The following is a 24,029-nucleotide window of genomic DNA, read 5'->3' as shown; positions in this document are numbered from 1 at the left end:
GGAGGCCGGGCTGAGATGTCTATTCGCGTTACTGCAAAAACGCGAATTCGTTCGAATTGATGATCGCTCGGCAAAGCAGCGGTACATCTCCGGACTTCAACAATTCCTTACAGTTCTGTTGCTCCGCGGCGGAGGCATTGCGACCGAGCAACAACTGAAAACAACGATTGACGATCTCGGCGGGGGCATCACCGACTTCTGAAGTCGCTCGATCGGCGATCCGTTTTGATTGATCGATTACGAAATCACTGTTCATCAGATTTAACGCCTGAAGTGGCGTGGTCGAAACCGGACGTTTCGCGCGGACTTGTCCACAATCTGGAAAGTCAAACGCGGTAAACATTTGGTCGTCGACACGACGCATTCGTTCCTGGTAAATCATCCGACGCCAAGTCTCTGCCCCATAGTTGTCGACGACTTCCCATTGGGCGTACGTCTCCTTTACATTGTGGATCCGGTAGCTGCGCCCACCGAGCGTTCGGTCCAAAGTCCCGGACGCCTGCAAAATCGTGTCACGGATCACTTCCGCTTCGACACGCTTGGGTGGAAAACGCCACAACCACTGGGCTCCGCCGTCGATCGCGATCGCTTCTTCGCGGGGGTGGCTCGACTGACGGAATGCATCCGACGTCACCAACAGACGCACCACATGTTTGACCGACCAGGATTTTGGTTCGGACCCAGATTTTGTCGGCGCGACGAATTCTGCCGCCAGCCAATCGAGCAATTCCGGATGAGTTGGCCTGGCGCCCGCATTCCCAAAGTCACTGGTCGTTGTGACCAACCCGCTACCGAAAATATGGTGCCAGATTCGGTTGACCATCACGCGGGCCGTCAATGGGTTGTCAGGGCTGGCGATCCAGTCAGCGAACGCTCGGCGACGTTTCGGGCCAGGATCATCGAACGTTAGTTGCAAGTCACCGGCGAGAGCTTTCGGGCCGCTCGCAGCGACTTCATCACGAGGGCTTTCGGGGCTACCGCGAAGCAGCACATGCGTCGGAGCCGGTTCGATCAATCGTCCGACAAAACTAGGGCGCGGGCCTTCTTCGGCAAGCTGTTCGATCAGTCCTTGGATCTCCTTGGTGAGCTTTCGCCGCTCCGGATGTTCTTGGTTCAGTTTCTTATTGACCACCCAGGTGCCCACCCAAGGCTGCCACTGGCCATCCTCGGTCCGTATGTCGACGTCGTATTCGTAGCGAGGAAGATGCGGTTTTCGCGTCAGATAATCCGTTTCGTAAAAGTACTCACGGTTGTTGCTCAATCGCAATCGATTGATCGTTTCTGGTTTCGAAAAATCAAATTGAACCCAAGGTTGTTCGTCACCCTTTTCGACCTTGGCTCTCCAAATCATGGTGCCGTACTCGCCGTCGTTGACACGATTGATGGGGTTTCTCGATTGAAAGCCTTTCTCTGGAAATCCAGACACCTTGGTGCCACGACTGGCCAGTGCAAGGTTGTCGTGCAGTCCTTCGTTGCCCAACACCTCAATCTCGTCAACGAACAGGTTCTTCATTTTGAATCGAAGGCGGATTGCGGTCGTTGTAACGGGATTGAAGTGAAGCTCCCGATAAGCGCCCCAGTCTTCTTCCCAACCGCCGGTGGCGCGAAGCTCTTTACGACGTTCGGCGATCGACTTCCAAATCTCCGCGCCTCGCTGACGGACGGGGTGTTCTGGTGAGTATTCGGGATGCCGGCTACCGAATTCGATATCTTCGAATACGGCGGTCATCGAGTAGTAATCATGAATCGAGATCGGGTCGAATTTGTGATTGTGACATCGGGCACAGCCCATCGTCACACCCATGACTGACGCGCCGACAGTTTGTATCACTTCATCTAGCCGATCGGCACGCGCTTGGCGAATCGCGCTGGGTTCACGCCCGACCGTTGCCGCCGGTACGTGAGGCCCGGCGACAAGGAATCCCATCGCTTCTCCGACACCGACGGAATCACCGGCAATTTGCTCGCGCAGAAACTGATCGTAGGGTTTGTCTTCGTTGAACGATCGGATGACGTAGTCACGGTACACCCAGGCGTTTTTGCGATACAGATTGGCTTCTGAACCATTCGTTTCAGCCCACCGGATGACGTCCAACCAATGTTGCGCCCAGCGTTCTCCGAAGTGTGGCGACTTCAGCAAGCGGTCGACGGCGTCGGCATACGCTCGTTCTGGATCCTTTGCTTCTGCGACCAAGTAGGCTTCGATCTCTTCCGCGGTCGGTGGCAATCCGGTCAATATGATTGAAAGTCTTCGCAGTAAGATCCGTGGGTCGGCGCGATCCGACATCGTCAAGTTGTGATTGAAAAGTTTCTCTCGCAGAAACGCATCAATCGGGTGAACAGCGCTTTGGACGTCTACCGAATTCGTCGCGTCAACGGCTGGCACCGTAGGACGCTTCACCGGTTGGAACGACCACAGGTCCACAGAGTCTTCGATCACATCGTCCATTTGGTCAGGCCAAGTCGCACCTTGCTCCACCCAACGCTGCAGGACTTCAATTTCTTCGGCCGGCAGTTTGTCGTCGTCCGGTGGCATCTTGACATCGGGATCAAGATGCTTGATCACATCGATCAAGTAGCTATTCGAGGGTTTTCCGGGGACAACCGCGGCCAAACCCGAGTCACCTCCTTTGATCATGAAGGCGCGTCGATCGAGCCGAAGACCGGACTCTTGCTCGTCTTCGCCGTGACAATACAGGCAACGATCCTCCAAGATCGGCAGGACATGCTCGTCGAAATCCACGGGCGCCGAAACCGTTTTCGGATCAACGGTTTCTCTTCCTAGGCTCTGGTCGACGACTTGCCCCATCGCAAAGCCAAGTACGACCGTCGTGGCAAGCCAACTACGTTTGAAGTGCATAGAACTGAATCGGTTTCGAAGATGAGTGATCAATTTCGTTGGGGAACATTTTTGCTGGGGAACAATCGAGTGCTTCGTCAACCTTTGAAATTAGGATTCGCCGCATGGCGTTAGTCACGATTTCGGTGCAATAGCCGGGGCCAACGCCCGTCGGCTGATGAGCCGAATCCGAGGATTGGGGCTAGACAAAGCATTAGAACTGAGAGCAGTCAAGTGTTGCTAAAGTGACGCCGCATAGCCGGATTCCAGTTGACGCAGAAGCGTTTGCACAAGGTCTGGTTGCCGCTTGGCGATGTTATTTGTTTCCTGAGGATCATCGTGATGATCGAATAGCTCGATAAACACTGGCTTGGCTTCTCGATCGCGATGATCACGCCAAACCACCAATCGATAGCGGTCGGTTCTCATCGTGTAGCCCATCAGATGTTGTTCGAATAAGTCACGATCCCAGCGATCACCTTGTTGCTCGATGATTCGCTGTTCCACTTGCTCGATTAACGGCCCGAACCAAGTTTCACGCATGCCTTGCGACAACGGGTTTGCGGCCCATTCACGCAGTGCCGGATTGGGGTACTGACTGAAGGCGGCTTTCTTCCATTCGCGGTGGGGATCCGACAACAACGGTGCAAAGCTATGGCCTTCCAGATGGCCTGGTTTGGGAATGCCCACCAACTCACAAAGCGTTGGGAACAAGTCGACCAATTCTACGAGTGCTTTCGTCGTTTCACCTCGGACTTCCATTTCGGGAGTCCAGATCATCAGCGGAACCCGTGTCGCGATCTCGTAGTTTGTCGCTTTGCCCCAGACGCCCATGTCGCCGAGATGCCACCCGTGGTCTCCCCACACGACGATGATGGTGTTTTGACGTAGGCCGGATTGTTCGAGCGAATCGAGTAATAGGCCGATTTGCGCATCGACGTAGCTGGTGCTGGCCAAGTAAGCGTGCTTAAGGGTTCGCGAAAGTGTTCGATCGATCGGTCCTGATTTGGGGATTCCCGAGCGAGTTCGCAGTTCAAACGAAGCATGCAATCCCATCGCCGCTCCACCCTGCGGCGCATCAACTTGATCGGACAACGGGATTTCTGCCGGGTCGTACAAATCCCAGTACTTTTTCGGTGCACACCAATTGAGGTGCGGCAGGTGATAGCCCATGCCAAGGAAAAACGGTTTCTCGCCGTCCGCCAATTGTTGCATCGTTTTAATCGCAAGTCGGGTGTTGTAACCGTCGACGTAGGCATGATCGGGGACATCGGCACTCTCATAGGCTGGCCCGCTGGCCAAGCCTCGGCGAGCTGCTTCACCGTATTTGGCAAACATCGCATTGAAGTTCTCTTGGCGAAGCTTGACGTTTTCGGGAAGTCGATAGGGGCCTTTGGGGCGTTCGATGTCTTTCAACCAATTGGCTGATTTGCGGCTCCACGACCGGTCATCGTCGGTGTCACCGTGATGGAAAATCTTTCCGACATAGGCCGTTTCATATCCCTCCGCGACGAAGTGTTCCGGCATCGTCAAAATATCAGGCTGCAATTCACGCAACGAAACATAGTTGTGGAACAGTCCGGTCGTTTCGGGTCTCGTCCCCGTCATCAAGCTGGCTCGCGAAGGCCGACAAATCGCTTGTTGACAATACGCTCGATCGAACAACAGCCCGTCGGACGCCAAGGCGTCCAAGTGGGGCGTGATAGCGATCTCTGAACCGTAGCAGCCGAGTTCCGGACGAAGGTCATCAACGGCGATGAACAACACGTTCGGTCGATCCGCTGCGGAAACAACGCCGACACTCCACGGCAAAAAATTGCCTAGGAAAACGAACGCTGCCGTAAACAATCGATTCATTCACTTGCTCCAAAACATGACGATGCGGCCTTCACCGCGGGGGGCGTTCTTAATATCCGACCGGCTTACCGGACTCATAGATTTGCCGAAGCTCTTCGCCGGAGAGCGCGGCGTCGAAGATGGCCATTTCGTCGATCGCGCCGTTGAAGTTTCGAACGGCAAACCAAGGTGTTTTTCGGAACGGTTGCCCCCAGTTGCCGATTTCTGCGGCACCGATGTGAAGCTCGTCCACATAAAACTTCTCGGCGATGGTTTCCGAAGCGATCGGTGTACCGTTGACGTACTGGATGACTTTCCGATTGGCCGGGTCATAGACGGCGGCCAAATGGAACCACTGTCCGCTCTGAGACAAATCCCAGAATGTGTCGCTGTAGTAGACGCGGTGGAGACCTGCTTGAGTCACCATTTTGTTGTCTTGCGGACTGAAGTGTTGCGTCTTTTGGGTATCGTCGACCATCACCGAAAACATCAATCGGCCGTCATCGCGAATTTGCCAGTGCAGCTCTCCGTTTTCATAGCCGTCCGACATGAACAGTGCGTTGTAGCGATGCTTGAGGCTGTCAATCTTGGCCCAGCAGGCAAACGTGAAGGCACGAAATGTCCCGTCGATGCGTGTTCTGACTCGCGCACCGGTGCGATCGAATTCCAATCCGTACGATCCGTCACCGAAACGGCCGTCCGCTGACGTAACCGGGCCAACGATTCGCCCATTCGATTGTTGCCCAGACGCGGCAACGTCTGGAACGACACGTCCCAGCAAGCCACTCTGCAAGCCATCCTGCAAGCCACTCGCGATCGGGAAATAAGCGATCAGACGCCTGTCCAGACTTAACTGGTTGGCAAACGTTTTCCAGCGTTCAAACGATCGCTCATCCGCGATTCGTCGCTGTTGCTGAAGATCAGAAACGGTGCTGATCGATGCGGGCGATGGCATCGCGGCCGCATCGCCTTTTAAGGAGACACCTTCACCGGTAAGCAAGTGCTGCCCGTCGTGCGCACCGCCACGTAATTCCACTTCACCGTCAATCACATCCACGCGTACGTTTTGCGAGTCAACTTCGAGAACAAACTCGGTGCCCAAGTCAATGATCTCCGAATCTGCCGCACGGACGACAAAGCCACGTGCGACGGGTGGAACGTTCGCCCTCAGACGCCCTTGGGTGACCGCGACGGACCAGTCCGATTCGATGTCAAATGACGCTGGGCCTTCAACGATCAATGTCGCCCCACAGAAAAAATCGATTTCGGCAGTTCCTTCTTCAAATGCCAACAACCCATTGGGCAGGACATCGCCCTCGCGGTGCCGTGTCGCCCCGGAAGGCCACTTGAGCGCGACGCCTCGACGAAGCGTCGCGTGTCCGGCGATCTGTGTTTCAGCCGATGAAAGCGGTGGCATCTCTTCGCTCAAGGACTCAGTCAACCGTGAGCCGAGTCGAAGTCTGTTGTCCTGGCGTCCCAGTCGGTAAGCACCCACGCTGACCGCGATCAACAATGTCGCCGCAAGGCCGAGAAGTCTCCAGTCAAACCGGCGGTCGGTAGCGGTCGCATCGGTGACAATCGTTGTTAGGACCGATGTCGAATCCGGCACGGACGTGTCCTGAGCGATCTCACCAAGTTGCTCACAAAGCGTCAACGATTTCAGGTAAGCCTGTCGTACTTCAGCGTCCGACTCGATCGCGTCTTGCAGACGCTGAAAATCGGCGGGAGAGATCGTTTGATCGATGGCTTGAAAGATCAATTTTTCGAAGCGCTTATCCATTGCCGAGTTCCCCCGTCAGTTGGCGTTCGACACATCGCAGCAATGCGGATCGCAGCATGTTCACCTTGCTGTAAAGCTGACGGGGCTTCACGCCGGATTCCTTGGCGATCTGCGCGACGGATTCGCCGGGCATGTGGACGCTTAAAACCAAGCGGCGGTGGTTGACCGATAGCTGATCTAGGCACGTCTCGATCGCTTGCCGTCGATGTTCGCTTTGTTCGATCAATTCGACCGCCGAACCGGCCAGATGTTCGATCACCGATTCGCGAAACACGAGTCGATCTCGCGATCGATTGCGTTGCCAACTCATCGCTTTGTAACGGGCGATCACACATGCCCAGCGAACAAATTCGTCATTCGCTGAATCGTCGACTCCGTTGGCTTGCTCTCGGCCGGACAGGAAGTCATCGAACTTCCTCCAACACTCCAACGCCGTTTCTTGGATCACGTCGTCAACGCCATCGGTCGAAGGCATCAAGTAGCGAACGAAACGACGGATAGCGAGGTCGTGCCGTGCCAACAATGCCACGAATCGGTCGTATTGGACTTCGCGTTCCGCTGCCCTCGAATGTCGTTCCGGTTGACATTCAGACGTGATTTCCGCAGGCGAATCGCTTGCCGGACGCGGCGAATGGTCATCGTTTTGAGCGGGATTTGTCATGCGGTGAACGTGAGCTTGGGGGAGAGTGAATAGAGATTCCGGCAAATCCAAGATTTACCGCTTTGACCGAAAAGTTTTTTTGAAATGGGCGTTCCCGTATAATCAGTGATCGGGAAAAACGCCGATTTCGCTTTGAAGTTCATCTCACACGGGGTCAGTCATGCAAGATCGAAGACAATTCGTTCGCCGCTCAATTACCGCAGCCGCAGGTGGCTTGACCGGACTCTCGTGCCTGCCGGCATTGTCCGCGGAAGATTTGACGGTAGGCCCCGACCGCGTGCAATTTGGATCCGGAATCGAGCCGCTGGTTCAGTTGCTTGAGACGACGCCGCGAAAGCAAATTGTCGATCGTGTGTTCGCCGAGATTCATCAAGGTCGCAGCTATCAGGACTTACTGGCGGCGTTGTTGCTCGCAGGGATCCGCAACGTCCAGCCTCGGCCTTCGGTCGGTTTCAAGTTCCACAGCGTGCTGGTGGTTTATTCGGCACACCAAGCATCACTGGCGGCCGCCGATGAACATCGCTGGACGCCGCTGTTATGGAGTGTGGATTATTTTAAGCGAGCCCAACAGTCGGACGTAAGTGAAGGCGATTGGACGATGGCCCCGCCGCCGACCGGTGACCTGCCCGAACCTGAAAAAGCGCTGCACGCCCTCGATCAAGCCCTCGCCGGTTGGGATGTCGAAGCGGCCGATGCGGCAGCCACGGTCGCGGCCAGAACCGCCACTGCAGGCCAGATCCTGAATTTATTGGCGAAGCATGCCGCCCGCGACTATCGCAGTATCGGTCACAAATCGATCTACCTCGCCAACGCCTATCGGACGCTGGGCGTGATCGGATGGCAGCACGCCGAACCGGTGGTTCGATCGCTGTGTTATGCGATCCTGAATCATACCGGCGACCCCAACCCAGCCACCTCCGATTTGGATGCCGATCGTGTCGGACGCAGCAACTGGAAACGCTTGGATCAACTCAGCGGTCATTGGTATTCCACCAAGCGAAAACAGGTCGAATCGGCGACCGTCGCAAAAGCTCTCCGCACGGCCAGCCCAGAACAGGCCGCCGAGTTGGTCGTCGAGTTAGTGCAATCGGGGACTCATCCCGATAGCGTTTACGACGGAGTGATGCTCGCCGCCGCCGAGATGGTTTCGCGTCAACCGGCGATCGTTCCGCTCCATGCGGTCACGACCTCCAACGCGATGCGGTACCTCTATCGCAGCGTCCAAGATGATCGTACTCGGCAGTGGCTGCTGCTGCAGAATGCCGCCTTCATTCCTCACTTCCGGAACTCAGCCGAATCACGGAATAAGCTGCGTGACATCGATCTGCTGGAACTTGAACCGACCACAGCAACGGCGCCCAGTCTCGAAGATTTGTTCGCACAAATTGGAAGCGACTCCGACACGGCCGCCGAATCCGTGCTCGCATTTACCCAGAACGGGAACCAGGCGGTTGATCTCATTCGTCGCGCCCGTGAGATGGTGTTCCTTAAAGGCAACGATGCACACGACTATAAGTTTAGCTCCGCGGCACTCGAAGACTACCACGCGATCGATCCGGCTTGGCGTTCACGTTACCTCGCCGGCTGTTCGTATCTGCTTCACGGTGACAAAGCGCCCACAACGGCACTCGCCAAACGGGTGTTGCAGCAATCGTAGCGACGCTCGCCCGTTTACTTTTTCGGGCTGACTTTGGGCTTGCGCGTATGTGGGATTACCGGTCGCTTTTGTTTGCTGCCGGGATCTCGGAAAACCCACGGCTCCCATATTTCACGAGCCTTTTTCCACTGTTCAAGTGATCGCGTGGGATACCAAGGTGGCATGCCGTTGAGTTTGAAGTCGTAGTCCGTTGCGTTTGCCAACACCCACTCGCCAACCGTCGCTGAGGGACGCGTTGGCGGAAAGACATCGATCGCACGAAAGTCTGCCGAAACCCCTTGGTCGTTGATGACTTCGCTTCGCCATCGATTCAGTTCGGTAAGCAGTTCTGACTGAATATTCGCATAAGCGGGATCGCCGGCAACGTTGTGAATTTCATGCGGGTCGTTTCGCAAATCGAACAATTCGACCGGCGGTTTTTGCGGTGCTAAAAACGCCGCTTGCTCCGGCGTCAATTTGCCTTGCAGGTTCAGTACGTTCAGTTCTGCTAGCGGTGGATACGATCCTTCTTTATAGGAACTGTACTGGCAGTAAGCTCGTTCTGGCATCAGGTTCAAAATTAACTTGTAATCTTTCGAGCGAATACTTCGCATCGCGTCGTGTGTTTCTCCCATTTTGTCTCGTGCCGCAAACGTGTACTTGCGGTCGGACGTGCCTTTTCCCAGCAAGCTCGCACCGTGAAGTGGAATCGGCGCGGTCACCTTGGCAACGTCCAATACCGTCGCACACAGGTCGATGGCCATCACCAAGTCACCGTTGGACTGACCGGCCGGTAGTTTACCGGGCCAGCGGAGGATCATTGGAATTCGAGTTCCCTCGTCATAAAGAAACTGCTTGCCGCGAATGTGACAGCGGCCGTGATCACCGATGAAAATCACAAGTGTGTCGTCGGCCAGCCCTTCGTCGTCAAGACGCTTAAGAAGCGTTCCGACTTCCCGATCGACCAGTTGCATTTGCTCCAAGCCATTCGCCCAATCACGCCGAATGAACGGTGTGTCCGGATAGTACGGTGGTAATTCAACATCGTCGATCGCGATCGGGCGTTCGGGGTCGCGTTTCCAAGGTCGGTGTGTGCCTTCCAAAGTAATCCGTGCAAAGAACGGTTGGCCGTCGGCACGATCCTTCCAGTCAACTCCGTCGAATAACGCTTGCTTGGTGTCAGGCAAAAAGTTGCAATCGACCTTTCGGCTCATCAAGCACGTGTAATAACCGGCGTCGGCGAGCAGATGTGGGATCGGCCGAATCCCATGCGGCAATGGCTTTTTGGTTTCGGTGCGGTGCTGATGGGCACCAAGATAATTCTGATGAAAACCGGTCATCATCGCCGAGCGAGATGTCGAACAAACCGGTGACGTCGTGAACGCACGTTCGTAGCGAACGCCTTCGGATGCGAGCTGATCAACGTGTGGGGTATAAATTCCCTTGGTGCCATAGCAGGAAAGGTCGGGACTCCAATCTTCGATCGTAATCCAAAGAATATTCGGCCGTTCGTCGGCGTGAACGCTCGATTCAATGGCGAGCGAAAGAGACGCACCGATGAGAAACAGACACGCGATTTTCAAAGCGTCAAGAAAGTTGCGGGGCATGGATGTTTGCATTCCATTCGTCAGCCCAACGCGGGCATCGGAAAGTGAAGGGGGGGCGGTAGGTTGGAAAGACGCGATTATAGATCGGTCTCTGCCCCATGCTTCGTGGCAACAAAAAATTCGGGCCTGATCGATCGGTCGTCGGAGTTCAGCCGCACTGATCGCGGCACAACCGCGGCGAACGACATTCCGCTAATGCTCCGACGAACCAGGCCGGAAAAGCCGAACTCGCTAGCGTCGGGGCAAGACAGCAAACTTGGTTCCGCATCGGTCAATCTTAAATCAAAATTCGGCCTGCACCGGTTTCAAGTTTGCTCGCGATTTCGAACATCGCTTCTGCCGATTGCCTCACACCAAAATGTCCCGCACGACTTTCGAAGACTCGACCCCGGTCAGCTTGAAATCCAGTCCCTGATAACGATAGGTCAGTCGTTCATGGTCGATGCCCAGTTGATGCAATGCGGTCGCATGAAGGTCACGCACATGAACGGGGTTTTCGGCAACGTTGTAACTGAAATCATCCGTTGCCCCGTAGCTAAATCCCGGTTTGATGCCTGCCCCAGCCATCCAAACGGTGAAGCAACGTGGATGGTGATCGCGTCCGGCCAGTGGGGAATCCCATTGACCTTGGCCCGCCACGCCGCGTCCAAATTCGCCGCCCCAAATGACAAGCGTGTCACTCAACAGTCCGCAGCGCTTTAAGTCCTTGATCAATGCCGCACTCGGTTGATCGGTATCAATACAGCGGGAAACGCACCATGAACTCAATCGTGAGTGATGATCCCAATCGGGGTGAAACAGTTGGATGAACCGTACATCACGTTCGGCCAAACGCCGGGCGAGAATACAGTTGGCGGCATAACTGCCGGGACGCCGAGAGTCGGGACCATACAACTCAAACGTCGATTCGGGTTCGTCGCTAAGGTCCGTTAACTCGGGAACGCTCGATTGCATTCGGAACGCCATTTCGTACTGCTGGATCCGAGTTTCAATTTCCGGATCAAGAGTCGTCGCATGATGCTGGCGGTTCAATGAAGCCAGTCCGTCGAGCATTTCTCGGCGCAGTTCTCGCGGGAACCCTTCCGGGTCGTTGAGGTACAACACCGGATCTTTTGCGCTGCGCAGTTTGACCCCTTGATGCTTTGATGGCAAGAAACCGCTGCCCCAGTAATGGTTATACAGAGGCTGGTCACTTCCCCGTTTCATCCGCGAAATCAAGACAACATAGTCAGGTAAGTTTTTATTGACGGAACCGAGTCCATAGCTCGCCCAACATCCAAAACTCGGTCGACCGGGAAGTTGGTGTCCGGTCAGGAACTTCGTCATCGCCGGGGCATGGTTAATCTGGTCGGTGACCATCGATTTGACAAAACACAGGTCATCGGCGATCGAGCCGATGTGTGGCAACCATTCACCGACCAGTGTTCCAGACTGACCGTGCGGATTGAACTTTGCAATCGACGGAAGGACCAGCTGCGGTTTACCTTTCGTCATGCCGGTCAAACGCTGGCCTTGCCGAACGCTTTCGGGGAGTTCTGTTCCGGCCAGCTTTTCGAGATTTGGCTTGTAGTCAAAAAGTTCGATTTGAGATGGGCCACCGGATTGGGTCAGAAAAATCACTCGCTTCGCCTGCGGGGCAAAGTGCGGTAGAGCATCTTGCAGTTCCGATGCGGCAAGTTCGTCGCCCAGCATCGCACTGACCGCTAAGGCACCGAAGTTGAACCCAGTTTGCCCCAAGAAACATCGTCGACCGATTCGTTGTCGTGTGGATTCGTCCATTGGGTAATTATTCACGCGTGATGGCCTCATCCAAATTTAAGATCAAGTTTGCGATCGTCATCCATGCTGCCGTTGGTGCAGCGAGCGACGCGGCGGGGATTTCTTGTTGACCGACACAACAAAATTCGAGTGCCGATGCGGTTTCGTTTTGATAGACCTCCATGACCGATGACCAAACACGTTTCAGTTCGTCCAGTTCATCCGAAGTCAGCTCTCGCGATAAAACGCGATGCGAAATCATTTGTAGTTGCATGTCCGACCATTCATTGGGCTCAGTGCCGATGTTCATCGCCAAGTCCGCAAGCGCGCGCGATGCTTCTAACATTGTTTGATCGTTCATCAGGGTAAGGGCATGAAGTGGCGTATTGGTACGACGCACACCGACCTCGCAAACCCGGCGCTGGGCACTGTCGAACAGAAACGTCGGTGCACTGCTGCGACGCCAAAAGGCATAGATGGTCCGGCGGTACTGTGCCGGTCCCAGGCTGGGCTGATAATCGAATCGTCCCATCGTGATTTCCGCCCAAACACCTTCCGGTTGGTACGGCTTGACCGGCGGCCCACCGACGGCCGAGTTGATGAGCCCTGAAACCTGTAACGCGTTATCGCGGATCATCCATGCCGGTAATCGGAATCGAGGGGATCGGGCCAACAAACGGTTCTCCGGATCAAGGCTGAGTAACTTTTCGGTCGTGACACTGCTTTGACGATAAGTCTTGCTTGTCACGATGACACGAATGATGTGTTGGATGTCCCAATCGTTTTCGATGAATTCGATGGCCAACCAGTCGAGCAATTTGGGATGGGTGGGCAGTTCGCCTTGCAATCCAAAATCTTCTGGCGTCCGAACAAGACCTTGCCCAAACAGTAGTTGCCAAACTTGATTGACAATCACACGAGCGGTCAGCGGGTTGTCGCGATCGACGATCCATTGGGCGAGATCAAGACGCGTTTGTGTTTTCTCGGCAGGCCATTCGAGGACGCTCGGCAAGACCGCACGCTCGACGACGTCGCCTTTGGCATCCCAGACACCGCGCAAAAGAATGTGTGTTTCGCGAGGTTTGTCACGCTCTTTGAGCACCATCACCTTCCGTGGATCGGTCTCTTTCTTCAGTTGTGAAAGCTGCCGCTCAGCCGCCGAAAGACGGGTCGCATCCGCTTGGTACTCCGGATCGCTTAGCAAGTATTGGTCCAGCAAACGCTTTCGAAGTTTGTCGTCAAGGTCCGTCTGGTTGTTTCGAAGCAATGCTGCGATCGGTGAATCGCCATCGGTACGTCGCACCGTTTCACCCCGTTCTTCGGTCAGTGAGATGCGGAACCTTCCGATGTTGGCGTCACCATGAGTGGACCGATGACGCAGTTTGATGATGAATCGATCGCCTTGGCTGACTTGCCATGGTTTGCGCAATTCATAGACACCGGTGTGTGGTTCGATCGATTCGGCTCCCTCAGTCGTCCATCCATCGCGGGCGTCATCGTTAAGTGTTTCACGGATATTAGCGTAGCGCGTGTCCCATTCGGTCTTTCGTTTTTTGTCAGCTTGGTAATCGGCAACCGCACCTGCGAATTCCAGCTGTTGCTCGGACGGGCTGCCGGCTTCACGTACCATTGCCAAGACATTGGTGAGTGTGAATTCACCATTGCCGCTTCGGGTGAACCGCTGCTCGACATGGGATTCGTGTGGCAAGACCTCTAGTCGAATTCCACTGATTTGCTTTACCCCGGCGGGAATGCGAACCTCGACACGGTAATCATCTTGGCTCGGTTTCGGACCGTGAGTTTGAATCGTGCCATCGTCTTCGATCTGAAACAACGTCCCTTCGCTGCTGGTTACCTGCGGGAAGATCGGCCACCAAACCCGATAGTCGCTTGCCGCTTGTTCGCGGGCCTGGGCGAGCCATCGTTCGAACCGCTTTTCCGCTCGTTTTAGCTCGGCCGATTTCTGTTTGCGGCACTGGTCGACGAAATGCGATAGTTCTTCAACCCTCGCGTCAACATTCGGTGAGGTGTATGACAAGTACGGCGTGGCATTCATCCCCGCCTTGCCGTTTTCGTCGATACTATTGAAGAAAGCCGAGAACGAATAATAGTCTTGATGGGAGATCGGATCGAACTTGTGTGAATGGCACTGGACGCAGCCAAGGGTGAGCCCTAGCCAAACGGTGCCGGTCGTGTTAACTCGGTCGATGACATAATCGACACGCGATTCCTCTGGGTCTCGGCCGCCTTCGCCGTTGGTCATATGATTGCGGTGAAAGCACGTCGCGAGTTGCTGCTCCTCGGTCGCATCGGGCAGCAAGTCACCGGCGAACTGTTCGATCGTGAACTCTCGGAACGATTTATTCTCTTGAAATTGCCGAATCACCCAGTCACGCCAAGGCCAGTTTTGGCGGGTCGCGTCTTGCTGGTATCCGTCGGAGTCGGAATATCGGGAGGCATCGAGCCACCACATCGCCATTCGTTCGGCATAGCTGGGTGATTGAAAGATCGCGTCGAGCGTTTTCCCCAAGGCTTCTTTAGATCCGTCAAAGGCATCGACTTGTTCGGGCGTTGGTGCGAGTCCGGTCAAGTCAAACGACAAACGACGAAGCTGGGTATGCGGCGGGGCAAGACGGTTGAGCTCCAGATCTTCGCTCGCGAGTTTCGCTTGAACAAATGCGTCGACCGGATGAACGTCGGTTGATGGAGGCGTTGGTCGAGTGATCTTTTCAAACGACCAATGCTTCCCCCATTTTGCACCCGAAACTATCCAGCGGCGGATCGCTTCGCGCTCGGGGTCGGTCAGTGGCTTGCGGTGTGAATCACTCGGCGGCATCACTTCGCCTTCGTCGTTCGATGTGATCCGGCGCCAAATCTCGCTCTCTTCCAAATTGCCAGGAGTGACAGCGGCGTATCCACCGAGGTCTTCCTTGGCGTTCTCTTCGACATCCAATCGCAAGTCAGCTTCCCGATGAGTTGCGTCGGGCCCATGGCAGTGAAAGCAGCGATCGGAAAGTACGGGCAAAACGTCGCGTGAAAATGAAATGTCATCTGCTTTGAGGGCGGTGTCGCTCGAGGGTGCGATCACCGTGAACAAGACCATGATGGGCGTGATGACTGGCATACGCCGAGTCGCCCAGCCTGTCGTCGATGGGGAGGTAATCGTTGACATGGTTTTCTCTTGCCGCCTTCGTTGAACTCGTCGGATCCTGCACTAAGTCCGCAGATCCCGTTGCGCCATCTACTCTTCGAATGAAGCAACACTTGATATTGCGATTAACCGCGCCGCATCAGACGCGGTTTCGGCGTGACCGCGGGTGCCATCACCGGGGCCAACACACGTCGGCTGATAAGCCGAACCCAAACGTTTGATTTAGATGGAACGCTAAACAACAGATCCTAGTCCGCAGCGGTAAAGCGCGTCTTGAACAAGCCCGCTTTGTTTTGGTATGATTTGACCATGCCAGAATCCACCCCCGGCGATTTCCAGGCGGCGTTTTTCCAACGCAATCCCCAAGCGGAATCCGTGATCGCGTTGTTTGATGCGTTGCCTCAGACCTATTTTTACGCGAAGGACACCGAAAGCCGGTTCGTGAAAGTGAATCGACTTTTTCTTGAAAACCATGGTTTGAAAGAAGAAGCGGACGCGATCGGCAAGTCCGATTACGATTTTCACCCCCCGCTGATGGCGGAGGCCTACATTAGCGAAGACCGCCGTGTGATGGCGGGTCGAAAACCGGTGCCCGGTCAAGTCTGGCTGGTATTGCATCGCCGGAGTGTTCCTCGCTGGTATGTTTCCACCAAGACTCCGTTGTTTGATTCGAATCATCGCGTGATCGGAATCGCGGGGGCGATGTACCGTATCGAACAGCAAGAGGAGTTGATGCAGTACCTGCAAGAACTTTTGCCGGTCGCCCGTTACATCGAGAAACATTACGCCGAGCAGATTTCAATGACAGCGATGGCAGGCCTGGCCGGCCTTTCATCGACCCATTTCAATCGGCGCTTTCGGCAATTACTTCGCGTGACCCCGACTGATTATCTGCGCTCGGTTCGCGTCCAGGCGGCCCAGCAACTGCTCGCAACCACGTCCCGAACGCTCGCTGAAATCGCGTTTGAAGTCGGCTTTACGGATCAGAGCCATTTGACCCGACGTTTTCGAGAGGTCACCGGGATGACGCCGGCGGCTTGGCGGAAACGATTCGTCAAATGAGGGAAGGATCGAAGCATCGCTTCAGTGCTTCGTTCCATTTGAAAATACGGGTTCGGGTCATCCGCCGACGGGTGTTAGCCGCGGTGATTACACCGAAACCGTGGCTAACGCCATGCGGCGAATCCTAAATCGAGTTGGAACGGAGCACTCGAGATTGCTTTCGAGCGGTCGCCGGTTTGTGGGGCGATCAAGACACTACTTCTTGCCGTCCGAGAAAGTCACTGCGTACCGGGCGGTGAATGATTTGCCGTCGTACGCTATGTTACCGGCTTTCCACACTTTCAAATTCGTCTTCAACAAAACGAGTTATGAGCGAACGAATCATCATGCGAACCGGTGAGTGCTTGATTGCCGGTGGCCCGCCGTTCACCGCCGCTGAACCAGAAGTCGTCATCGGTGAGCTCGACGGCCCCGTCGGAACCGCGATCGCAACCTTGACCGGAAATCAATCCGCGGGACACTCGAAGGTATTCGCGATCATGGACACCGATATCCAGGTGCGTCCTGTCACATTGATGGTCAGTAAAGTGACCGTCAAGAGTTCGGATTACACGAATATCTTGATGGGAACCGTTCAAGGGGCGATCGCCAACGGTGTGCTTGATGCCGTCCGAGCCGGTGATATCCCGAAGGAAAAGGCGAATGACTTAGGGATCATCTGCTCCGTCTGGTTGAATCCCGGCGCCGCAAAAGAAAAAGACCTCGATCATGAGGCTTTGTTCAATATTCATCGCAAGGCTATGGCGCAGGCGATCCGCAAAGCGATGTCGAACGAACCTTCGATCGACTGGCTGCTGGAAAATCAAGACAAGGTGACGCACAAGTACTATCAGCGCGCCCTCGATGCAAAGAAGGCTCAGGGTTAGGCGACCCTCAGGGCACCACTGATCACTCGCTTCGCTCCCGGGCGGAAGGCCGCGCGGGAGCATTGATTTTGGCACCCAGGTGCTGCTTACATACAGGTGCTGCAATGTTAAGGGCGTTCAGAACGTGATCTTGCTACCTGGTTTGAGTGCCCCTTTGGGCAACTGTTCTGCAGAGGCAAAGACTCGCATTGTCTCAATTGTTTCGATGGTGTTTGCCGATTCATCAAAGCGACCGGATGTGGGATCGATCACGCCTTTGGCATCGAGTTTCAAATGTTTGACTAGAAACGGGTACATCGCCTGTCGCTTGGGAAGTTCGTAGCCGTGGTCTTCATCGGGGAAGTGTTGGTTTTCGACCAGCGATTCCTTATCAAACAGACGGTAGACCTTCCGAAGATAAGGATACTCGACGTCGGGCGTATTCTTCGTCCAGTCGCCGCCGACGGAAACCAGCAGTGTCGGTCGCGGTGCGCAGCAAGCTGCAATTTCCACGTTGTTGGTCTCCAGGCTAGGTGTCTTGTGAATCGGTTTTCCACTTTCGCAATCACAACCACCGAAGAAATGAGCCGAGACCATCACGACCGGGACTGAAACATCGATTCGTTCATCGATCGCGGTTAGGAGAAACGACTGAGTCCCGCCTCCAGACGCGCCGGTGACAGCCAACCGTTCTGAATCGACGTTGCCAAGTGATTCCAGGAAATCGATCGCTCGGATACTGGACCAGGTTTGCAACGCCATGACTTGGGGATGATCATGGCTCCAGCCCAGGAATTCCGAATCGCCGAATCCGACCATGTCATACGACAGAACAGTGGCACCCATCCTGGCGAGCGTTGCGCATCGTTGTTGATGATCCGGGCGCAAGCGGCCTCCGCGTGGTCCACGGGCATGACCGTGAGGGCAAAGAATTCCCGCCTGAAGATCTGGTCCATCGATCGGACGGTACAAGCTGCCGTAGACCAGAAAACCGGGACGTGATTCAAACGCCACCGATTCGACGGTGTAACCTTCGTAGGATCGCTTATTACTGATGGTCGCGTTTAACGGCGTTCTTCGAGGAAGTGGATCCAGTCTCATCCCCCGTAAGATCTGAGTACGGATTTTATCGGCCCGCCGTTGCCATTGCTCGGCATTGTCGTAGGTGCGCGCAAAACGCTTCAGTTGCTCGCGTGCCTCTTGCTCTGTTTGCCAGTAACTCTGGCACAGTGTCACGTCGCTTTCAGTGGCTTGATCAAAACCTTGTTTTCCCGATGACGTTTCCTGAGCGGATAATCCCGACGGATTTCCGAACGCCATCGACAATACTCCACAAGCAATGATCGCCGTTCGAGTTAACAGAGTTCTCATGAGTCACGTTCCGCTAGCGTGGGTTGTAGAAAGATTTTAGCCTTCCGATGCGTTCACCGAGGCACGGTTCGCATTCTAGTTTCCAAGCCGACGGTTCTGGCGGCGGGCACCATATTTTGCATGGGGACAGCGGCTCGATGCATCATTCCATTTGCTCATCGGCGTGTGGTCGATGAACCGGCATTTGCTTGCCTCGATAGTCGCCGCTCGACCGCTGCAAACGCGATTCGGTTCACCCCAGAACCAAGTTATTGGACCGCTCCGTATCTTTCGCGGACGTATTCGTAAAACGATTTGGACAGGGGTTAAACGTTCGTCGCCTGTCAAAGCCCCAGCCAAACCGATATCTCTGCTAACAGCCGTTCGGAACTGCTCAATTCGGCTCGCTGGCGAATCACATCGCGAGCGATATCCGGACGGTTGGTCAGGATTCCATCGATATTCCGGTTCATGAGCATCGACATCTTGGCGGGATCGTCGACGGTCCAAACATAAACTTCTTTGCCGGCGCGGTGTGCCCGTTTCACGAACGCGCGACTTGCAAATTCCGCGTTCACGGCAAGAAAGTCTGTGTCGATCTTATTGAGGTTGCCAACATAAACCGAAAGCAGCAAACCATATTTCCAATCTGGGCGAAGTGCTTTTGTTTTAGCGACGCCCTGCGGTTTTAGCGACATCACCATCACTTGATCGTCCATCCCTTCGGCTTCAACGATACTCACCACACGCTCTTCAAGATGTTGGTCGTGACCGTAGTACTTCAGCTCGATGTTCACGCCAATTTGATCCTTGCACAGACGCAGGACGTCGGTCAGCGTTGCCACGCGTTCGGCAGAAAACTTCGCGTCTAGATGACTCCCGATGTCGATCGATGAAAGTTGATCAAACGAAGATTCCCAGATTTTGATCGGATTACCGGCCAGCTTCATCAGGTCTTTATCGTGGACGACGACGACACGTCCGTCAGCCGTTTCTTGGACATCGATTTCAATCCAATCCGCACCGTCGTCGATCGCCCGCCTGTAAGCGGCCATGGTATTTTCCGGCGCTAAGATTGACGCGCCACGATGGGCCATGATTTCGACATCGTCAGCCATCCGAACGGCGGTGATCAGGACATAGCCGCTGACCGTCGTCAGCACCGCGACAACCGAACCTGCGGTTAGGAGTCGGCGGCTCGTCACGTGCCGTAGGAACGATCGACGAAGCATATCTGGTGAACTTGAATGGTCGATCGCATCGGATGCCTTTTCCGATAACGCGAGGTAGCTTTGTAGCATCGTGCCGGTCACACCGATCACCGCCAGCAGTTGTACGATCAGTCCTACCAGAAAGGAAGCCAAGAGCATCGATCCGACTCGCGCCGCAAGGAATGCCAAAGAACCCACCGAGGAAGGAATCAGCAGTCGCCCAAGTAAACCGATGGTAAAGGTTGCGATCGAATTTGCGATCAACACCATACCAACCAAAATGACGATCGAAATGACAATGTGTTTTCGATGGCCATCGACAAGTCGCTGGCTTTCTACAAGCGCATTCTGAGGAGGTGTTTGTTCGAAAAGCACTAAGGGTAACGCCAAGAACCACCCCGAAAGCAGACGCAATAGAATAGATACGAGCAGCACTGAGAGCGCGCCGCCAACTGCCACCGCCGTCCAAAATTCAGATGGCCGCGCGGTCAGATAAAAGTTGATGTCAAAGTCTGTTAGCAGCCATCGATACGTCAGCGCCGCGACGACTAGGAATGGTGCAAACACCAGTGCAAGGCGTGTCACCAAACGCACCGTCACCCGCAGCACACCGGGAGCTTGTTCCGCCGCGAATCGCAACGCGTCAAGCATATGCGCACGCTCGCCGCGTTGGCGTTGAACAAGAATCCACATCAGCGATGCTTGCTCAAACGCGAGGATCGCGAGCCAAACCGCAGCGATCGCGATGCCGCAGAACCATCCAAACGGACCAAGTAAAAAGTGGGCGATATCAAGGTCCGAAAGTACTTCGTTGCCCGATAACCGCAGCAGCAATCGGAACAGAAGGACAAACAGGGGTGTGATCAAGATGTAAGCCAGTAACTTGTACGTCACATCCGTCGCAACCAAGCTTTGTTTCGACGCCGCAATCATCTTCCACGTGTCTTCAACCGCTTCTCGCCAAGAACCAAATTCCTTCGCCAATGTTTTCTATTCCCGTCGCGATTGGGATCGATGGAGCGTCGCCGCCGCCTTCAGCGGCACACGTTTCGATGCAATGTGAGATTGTCAGTTGAAGGGATCGGCAAATTCTTGTCCACACCGTGAGCGACAAGACGCTCTCCGCCGGTCCAAAATCATTGAGCGTCAACCACGAAATCACCTGACCCGACACTTTTGAAAGACTGCGTCAAATGCCCCGTTGCTATTCCGGCGTAGCAACCAGGATCGCAACCATGTTGCCTTTGCCTGGGGGATGCAGACGTGAGGATACGGGGGCCTCGTCGAATTCACCAAGACGGTTTCCTCGATCGATGTCAATCCAGATCCGGCGGTACCGTCCGGCTGGTCGATCCACATTTAATGCAATGTCACGGTCTAGGCTTGGCTTTGTCTCGGCGGGAAAGTAAACGACCAGTGTGGTTCGATCCTTGTTAGCGGCGAGGTAAGCTTCGTTATCCGATCGAAATCTCATCAGTTCATTCGCTGGTTCCAAATCCCATACCCGAACTTCGTTTTCCAACAAACGTGCCGCGCGGATGCACGCGAAGGCTTTGTCGTTGATCCCCAATCCTGAGTCGGGGCGGTGGAAACGAATCGATGCCGCTCCGGCCAACAGGTGTCGCCAAAATCGCTCGATCGCGTCTTGGTCGGAATGTCCAAACTTGTTCCCATCGGCCCCATACGTTTTCGTTGTATTCATTGGACGCGGATGGTCGGCCAGATATTGTCTAACGAACAAGAAGTTGTCCCAGTGTTTCTCTCCTTGATTCTGGTTGTTTTGCGATACATCGACGTAGTCATAAAGCTCTGGATGATCAAACGTACGGCGATGTCGTTCGGCTTTCAGATCCCAATCATCCCACATCTCTGTGACCATGACGGTTCGATTGGCCTCTCGCGCACGCGCTTTAATCTGCCGCGCCCAATGCTCCGCCCATTCCTTTTCGGCTTTGGTTTCGTTGTCGATGCAATACAAAACGTGATCGTACTTCAGCGAATGCGAAAGCAACTTGTCGACAAATTTGGCCTGGTATTTCAGGACCGTTTGATTGTTCTTTTGTAGCGGTGTCGTAAAAAAGAACGGTTGCTTGTTGGCACCGGGGTGATCGGGATATCGCGTTTCAAACCCTGATTCCTCGAACGTATAGTTCACGTTGTTGCGCGGGTTGTAGGGATGCTTTTTCTCCCAGCGATACGGATCATTCTTGCGGACGTCGGTGAGATCGAATCGATCCCAAACTTCGATCTGTACGACGATTTTGCGTTGAGCGGTTTCTCGCAACAATGTCTCAAATCGCCCCCAGTACTCGGGGTTCCATTGCTCCAGGTCGTACTTGCCATTGTCAAGTTGACGAAACGGATACACTTCAAACCCGCCATCTTGACGATCACTCATCGTATTGCGGATGACGTTGCCACCCGCCGCGACGATCCGATCGAGTTGCGGGATCAGTTTTTCCTTGGGCCACTGGAATAGGTTGTCGTCGTCGCTACCACCGAGAAGCAAAACCGGTTCGCCGCCCAGAGACCAGTACCACGGATTCTTGCCCCATGGTCGCAAGGACGGTTCGTCAGAAAACGCAGGTGGGGCGAAAAACCCCAGGCAAACGATGCTGCGAAAAAGCCAGTCGAATACACCGTGTTTGATCGTTCGATTCATCGGTTGAGGTGTCTCCTATACCCGCGAACTCGTGCATGAGAATAGAAACCAGTTTAACGAGTCCGGTCCAAAGCCGTGATACAATCCATATCTATCCGAAGACGGTCAGGGTGAACGCGTTGGCGTCGATCCCCGATCACAAGTTGGCGCCGTTCAGCTTCTGGATAACCGCTACCGGAAATTCTTCAATTTTGAACCAATGCCATCAGTGTCCATCGACTACGAGAAAAGCATGTCATTCAGTCCGCTTCAAAGGCGTCTATTCAGATCGTTTCCTCTGAAAACTGTGCTTTGGTCAGTTGTTCTTTGCATGTGGGTAGCACATGGTGTCATTTCACCTGCCATTGCCCAACAAACTCGCGTGATTTCCTTGCAGTCAAAAATCACCGGCGTGCAACCGATGACGGGGATTGCTTTGTGGGCGGATAATCCGATCGCCGAGCGACATCCGGAGGCGGTCTCATTGGAATACCGTTACTGTGGCTACGACGAAATTGTCGATGCCCAAGGCCGCTATGACTGGACTTCTCTTGAATCGGTATTGGACGAGATCGCATCGCGAAACCACCAAGCGATCTTGCGTTTCAATTTTGTCTACGTTGGAAAGAAAACCACCGTGCCCGGTTGGATCCGCCAACGCAATGATTATCACGAAACCGTTGGCAAAAGCGAAGGAAAGGAAACTTGGTTTTGCGATTGGGGAAACAAATCGCTGCAAGAATTTATGCTTGATTTCTACAGAAAGCTGGCCGATCGGTATGACCGTGATCCACGCATCGCGTTCCTGCAAACGGGATTCGGGCTTTGGGCTGAATACCACATTTACGACGGCCCGAGAAAGCTAGGCAAGACGTTTCCCGACAAATCGTTCCAAGAGGTTTTCCTGCGTCATATGGATGCACAGTTCGATACATTGCCGTGGTCAATCAGTATCGATGCCGCCGATGAAACCTACTCACCGCTGGAAGACAATGCTGATTTGTTAGCTCTCGATTTCGGTGTTTTTGATGACTCGTTTCTCTGCAAGCCACACTCAAAAGAAAATGCGGTCAACTGGAGAATCCTTGGACCAGATCGCTGGAAACGGCAACCCGGCGGAGGCGAGTTTAGTTACTACAACAACAAGGACCAGCGCCAGGCGCTTTCCAAAGAAGGCCCCAACGGTGTGCCGTTCGAAGTCGCCGCGAAACAGTTTCATCTCAGCTACATCATCGGGAATGATCAACCGCGTTTTCAGTCGATCGAACGGATCAAGTCAGCCAGTCGAGCAATCGGCTATCGCTTTCGTGTGACCGCGGCAGCGGTGAAAGGCAACGAATTGCGTTTGAGGGTTACAAACGAAGGGATCGCTCCCATTTATCGAGATGCCTATTTCGCGGCCGGAAAGAAGCGATCAACAAAGACGCTCAAAGGCTTGTTGCCCGGCGAGAGTTGTGTTTGCTCGGTATCGGGGGTCAGCGAAAACGATCTTCGCCAGATCACAATCGTATGCGATAGCGTGCTACCAACCCAATCGATCCAGTTCGATGCCAATCTTCAAGTTCAGTGGCAGTAGCTTCAGATGCGGAAGCCGTCGAGGCTATAGGTCTGCGATGTGAAAGCTGGCGGCATGTCGACTTCACGCTGATTGT

The 24,029-nt window shown here is 54.5% G+C and carries 14 protein-coding genes; 4 read left to right on the top strand and 10 right to left on the bottom strand.

Features of this window, described 5'->3' with window-relative positions; translation table 11 throughout:
• Positions 1 to 28: 28 nt before the first annotated feature.
• The 4 genes from FYC48_RS00390 to FYC48_RS00375 form a co-directional block, all read right to left on the bottom strand.
• Positions 29 to 2,860, bottom strand: coding sequence for a PSD1 and planctomycete cytochrome C domain-containing protein (locus tag FYC48_RS00390; protein WP_235034004.1), 2,832 nt, complete (start codon positions 2,858 to 2,860; stop codon positions 29 to 31).
• A 219-nt stretch (positions 2,861 to 3,079) separates the two neighbouring features.
• Complete coding sequence (locus FYC48_RS00385) at positions 3,080 to 4,696, bottom strand: sulfatase (RefSeq protein WP_149494734.1); 1,617 nt, start codon at positions 4,694 to 4,696, stop codon at positions 3,080 to 3,082.
• A gap of 49 nt (positions 4,697 to 4,745) precedes the next feature.
• Entirely contained in the window at positions 4,746 to 6,455 is a 1,710-nt protein-coding gene (locus FYC48_RS00380; RefSeq protein ID WP_149494733.1) for a LamG-like jellyroll fold domain-containing protein, read from the bottom strand.
• Positions 6,448 to 7,116 (bottom strand): sigma-70 family RNA polymerase sigma factor, encoded by a 669-nt coding sequence (locus tag FYC48_RS00375; RefSeq protein ID WP_149494732.1) that lies wholly within the window; start codon positions 7,114 to 7,116, stop codon positions 6,448 to 6,450. Before FYC48_RS00375 ends, FYC48_RS00380 begins: the two co-directional genes overlap by 8 nt.
• 160 nt (positions 7,117 to 7,276) lie before the next feature.
• On the opposite strand from FYC48_RS00375, the gene FYC48_RS00370 reads away from it, so the two are divergent.
• Positions 7,277 to 8,773, top strand: coding sequence for a hypothetical protein (locus FYC48_RS00370; RefSeq protein ID WP_149494731.1), 1,497 nt, complete (start codon positions 7,277 to 7,279; stop codon positions 8,771 to 8,773).
• 14 nt (positions 8,774 to 8,787) lie between these two features.
• Here FYC48_RS00370 and FYC48_RS00365 read toward each other — a convergent pair whose 3' ends face one another.
• The 3 genes from FYC48_RS00365 to FYC48_RS00355 form a co-directional block, all read right to left on the bottom strand.
• The gene (locus tag FYC48_RS00365; RefSeq protein WP_149494730.1) at positions 8,788 to 10,359 is read right to left on the bottom strand and encodes a sulfatase family protein; all 1,572 of its coding nucleotides are present in this window, start codon (positions 10,357 to 10,359) and stop codon (positions 8,788 to 8,790) included.
• Positions 10,360 to 10,707: 348 nt separating this feature from the next.
• Positions 10,708 to 12,138, bottom strand: a complete 1,431-nt coding sequence (locus FYC48_RS00360) for a DUF1501 domain-containing protein (RefSeq protein ID WP_149494729.1) — start codon at positions 12,136 to 12,138, stop codon at positions 10,708 to 10,710.
• Positions 12,139 to 12,145: 7 nt separating this feature from the next.
• A complete protein-coding gene (locus tag FYC48_RS00355; RefSeq protein ID WP_200836505.1) occupies positions 12,146 to 15,289 on the bottom strand; it encodes a PSD1 and planctomycete cytochrome C domain-containing protein in 3,144 nt (1,047 codons plus the stop codon).
• 288 nt (positions 15,290 to 15,577) lie between these two features.
• Between FYC48_RS00355 and FYC48_RS00350 the strand changes: the two genes are divergently transcribed.
• Together FYC48_RS00350 and fae are read left to right on the top strand one after the other, a co-directional pair.
• Positions 15,578 to 16,330, top strand: a complete 753-nt coding sequence (locus tag FYC48_RS00350; RefSeq protein ID WP_149494728.1) for an AraC family transcriptional regulator — start codon at positions 15,578 to 15,580, stop codon at positions 16,328 to 16,330.
• Positions 16,331 to 16,638: 308 nt separating this feature from the next.
• Entirely contained in the window at positions 16,639 to 17,196 is a 558-nt protein-coding gene (fae, locus tag FYC48_RS00345; RefSeq protein WP_149494727.1) for a formaldehyde-activating enzyme, read from the top strand.
• Between the two features lie 117 nt (positions 17,197 to 17,313).
• Here fae and FYC48_RS00340 read toward each other — a convergent pair whose 3' ends face one another.
• The 3 genes from FYC48_RS00340 to FYC48_RS00330 all read right to left on the bottom strand — a co-directional run bounded on the left by FYC48_RS00340 (position 17,314) and on the right by FYC48_RS00330 (position 22,398).
• Positions 17,314 to 18,546: an alpha/beta hydrolase family protein gene (locus FYC48_RS00340; RefSeq protein ID WP_200836504.1), complete on the bottom strand. Its 1,233-nt coding sequence runs from the start codon at positions 18,544 to 18,546 to the stop codon at positions 17,314 to 17,316.
• Between the two features lie 323 nt (positions 18,547 to 18,869).
• The gene (locus FYC48_RS00335) at positions 18,870 to 20,720 is read right to left on the bottom strand and encodes a glycerophosphodiester phosphodiesterase family protein (RefSeq protein WP_160149246.1); all 1,851 of its coding nucleotides are present in this window, start codon (positions 20,718 to 20,720) and stop codon (positions 18,870 to 18,872) included.
• A 220-nt stretch (positions 20,721 to 20,940) separates the two neighbouring features.
• The gene (locus FYC48_RS00330; RefSeq protein WP_149494725.1) at positions 20,941 to 22,398 is read right to left on the bottom strand and encodes a hypothetical protein; all 1,458 of its coding nucleotides are present in this window, start codon (positions 22,396 to 22,398) and stop codon (positions 20,941 to 20,943) included.
• Positions 22,399 to 22,708: 310 nt separating this feature from the next.
• Between FYC48_RS00330 and FYC48_RS00325 the strand changes: the two genes are divergently transcribed.
• Positions 22,709 to 23,953, top strand: coding sequence for a DUF4832 domain-containing protein (locus tag FYC48_RS00325; protein WP_149494724.1), 1,245 nt, complete (start codon positions 22,709 to 22,711; stop codon positions 23,951 to 23,953).
• Positions 23,954 to 24,029 lie beyond the last annotated feature (76 nt).

Origin of the sequence: Roseiconus lacunae, from assembly GCF_008312935.1 — a bacterium.
Taxonomy (GTDB): Bacteria; Planctomycetota; Planctomycetia; order Pirellulales; family Pirellulaceae; genus Stieleria; species Stieleria lacunae.
This window is presented reverse-complemented; position numbering and strand designations above follow the sequence as displayed.

What these genes read in the sequence shown, in the direction of transcription:
- FYC48_RS00390 (WP_235034004.1), bottom strand. Translation starts at nt 2,860, where the DNA reads ATGCACTTCAAACGTAGTTGGCTTGCCACGACGGTCGTACTTGGCTTT.
- FYC48_RS00385 (WP_149494734.1), bottom strand. Translation starts at nt 4,696, where the DNA reads ATGAATCGATTGTTTACGGCAGCGTTCGTTTTCCTAGGCAATTTTTTG.
- FYC48_RS00380 (WP_149494733.1), bottom strand. Translation starts at nt 6,455, where the DNA reads ATGGATAAGCGCTTCGAAAAATTGATCTTTCAAGCCATCGATCAAACG.
- FYC48_RS00375 (WP_149494732.1), bottom strand. Translation starts at nt 7,116, where the DNA reads ATGACAAATCCCGCTCAAAACGATGACCATTCGCCGCGTCCGGCAAGC.
- FYC48_RS00370 (WP_149494731.1), top strand. Translation starts at nt 7,277, where the DNA reads ATGCAAGATCGAAGACAATTCGTTCGCCGCTCAATTACCGCAGCCGCA.
- FYC48_RS00365 (WP_149494730.1), bottom strand. Translation starts at nt 10,359, where the DNA reads ATGCCCCGCAACTTTCTTGACGCTTTGAAAATCGCGTGTCTGTTTCTC.
- FYC48_RS00360 (WP_149494729.1), bottom strand. Translation starts at nt 12,138, where the DNA reads ATGGACGAATCCACACGACAACGAATCGGTCGACGATGTTTCTTGGGG.
- FYC48_RS00355 (WP_200836505.1), bottom strand. Translation starts at nt 15,289, where the DNA reads ATGTCAACGATTACCTCCCCATCGACGACAGGCTGGGCGACTCGGCGT.
- FYC48_RS00350 (WP_149494728.1), top strand. Translation starts at nt 15,578, where the DNA reads ATGCCAGAATCCACCCCCGGCGATTTCCAGGCGGCGTTTTTCCAACGC.
- fae (WP_149494727.1), top strand. Translation starts at nt 16,639, where the DNA reads ATGAGCGAACGAATCATCATGCGAACCGGTGAGTGCTTGATTGCCGGT.
- FYC48_RS00340 (WP_200836504.1), bottom strand. Translation starts at nt 18,546, where the DNA reads ATGAGAACTCTGTTAACTCGAACGGCGATCATTGCTTGTGGAGTATTG.
- FYC48_RS00330 (WP_149494725.1), bottom strand. Translation starts at nt 22,398, where the DNA reads ATGAATCGAACGATCAAACACGGTGTATTCGACTGGCTTTTTCGCAGC.
- FYC48_RS00325 (WP_149494724.1), top strand. Translation starts at nt 22,709, where the DNA reads ATGTGGGTAGCACATGGTGTCATTTCACCTGCCATTGCCCAACAAACT.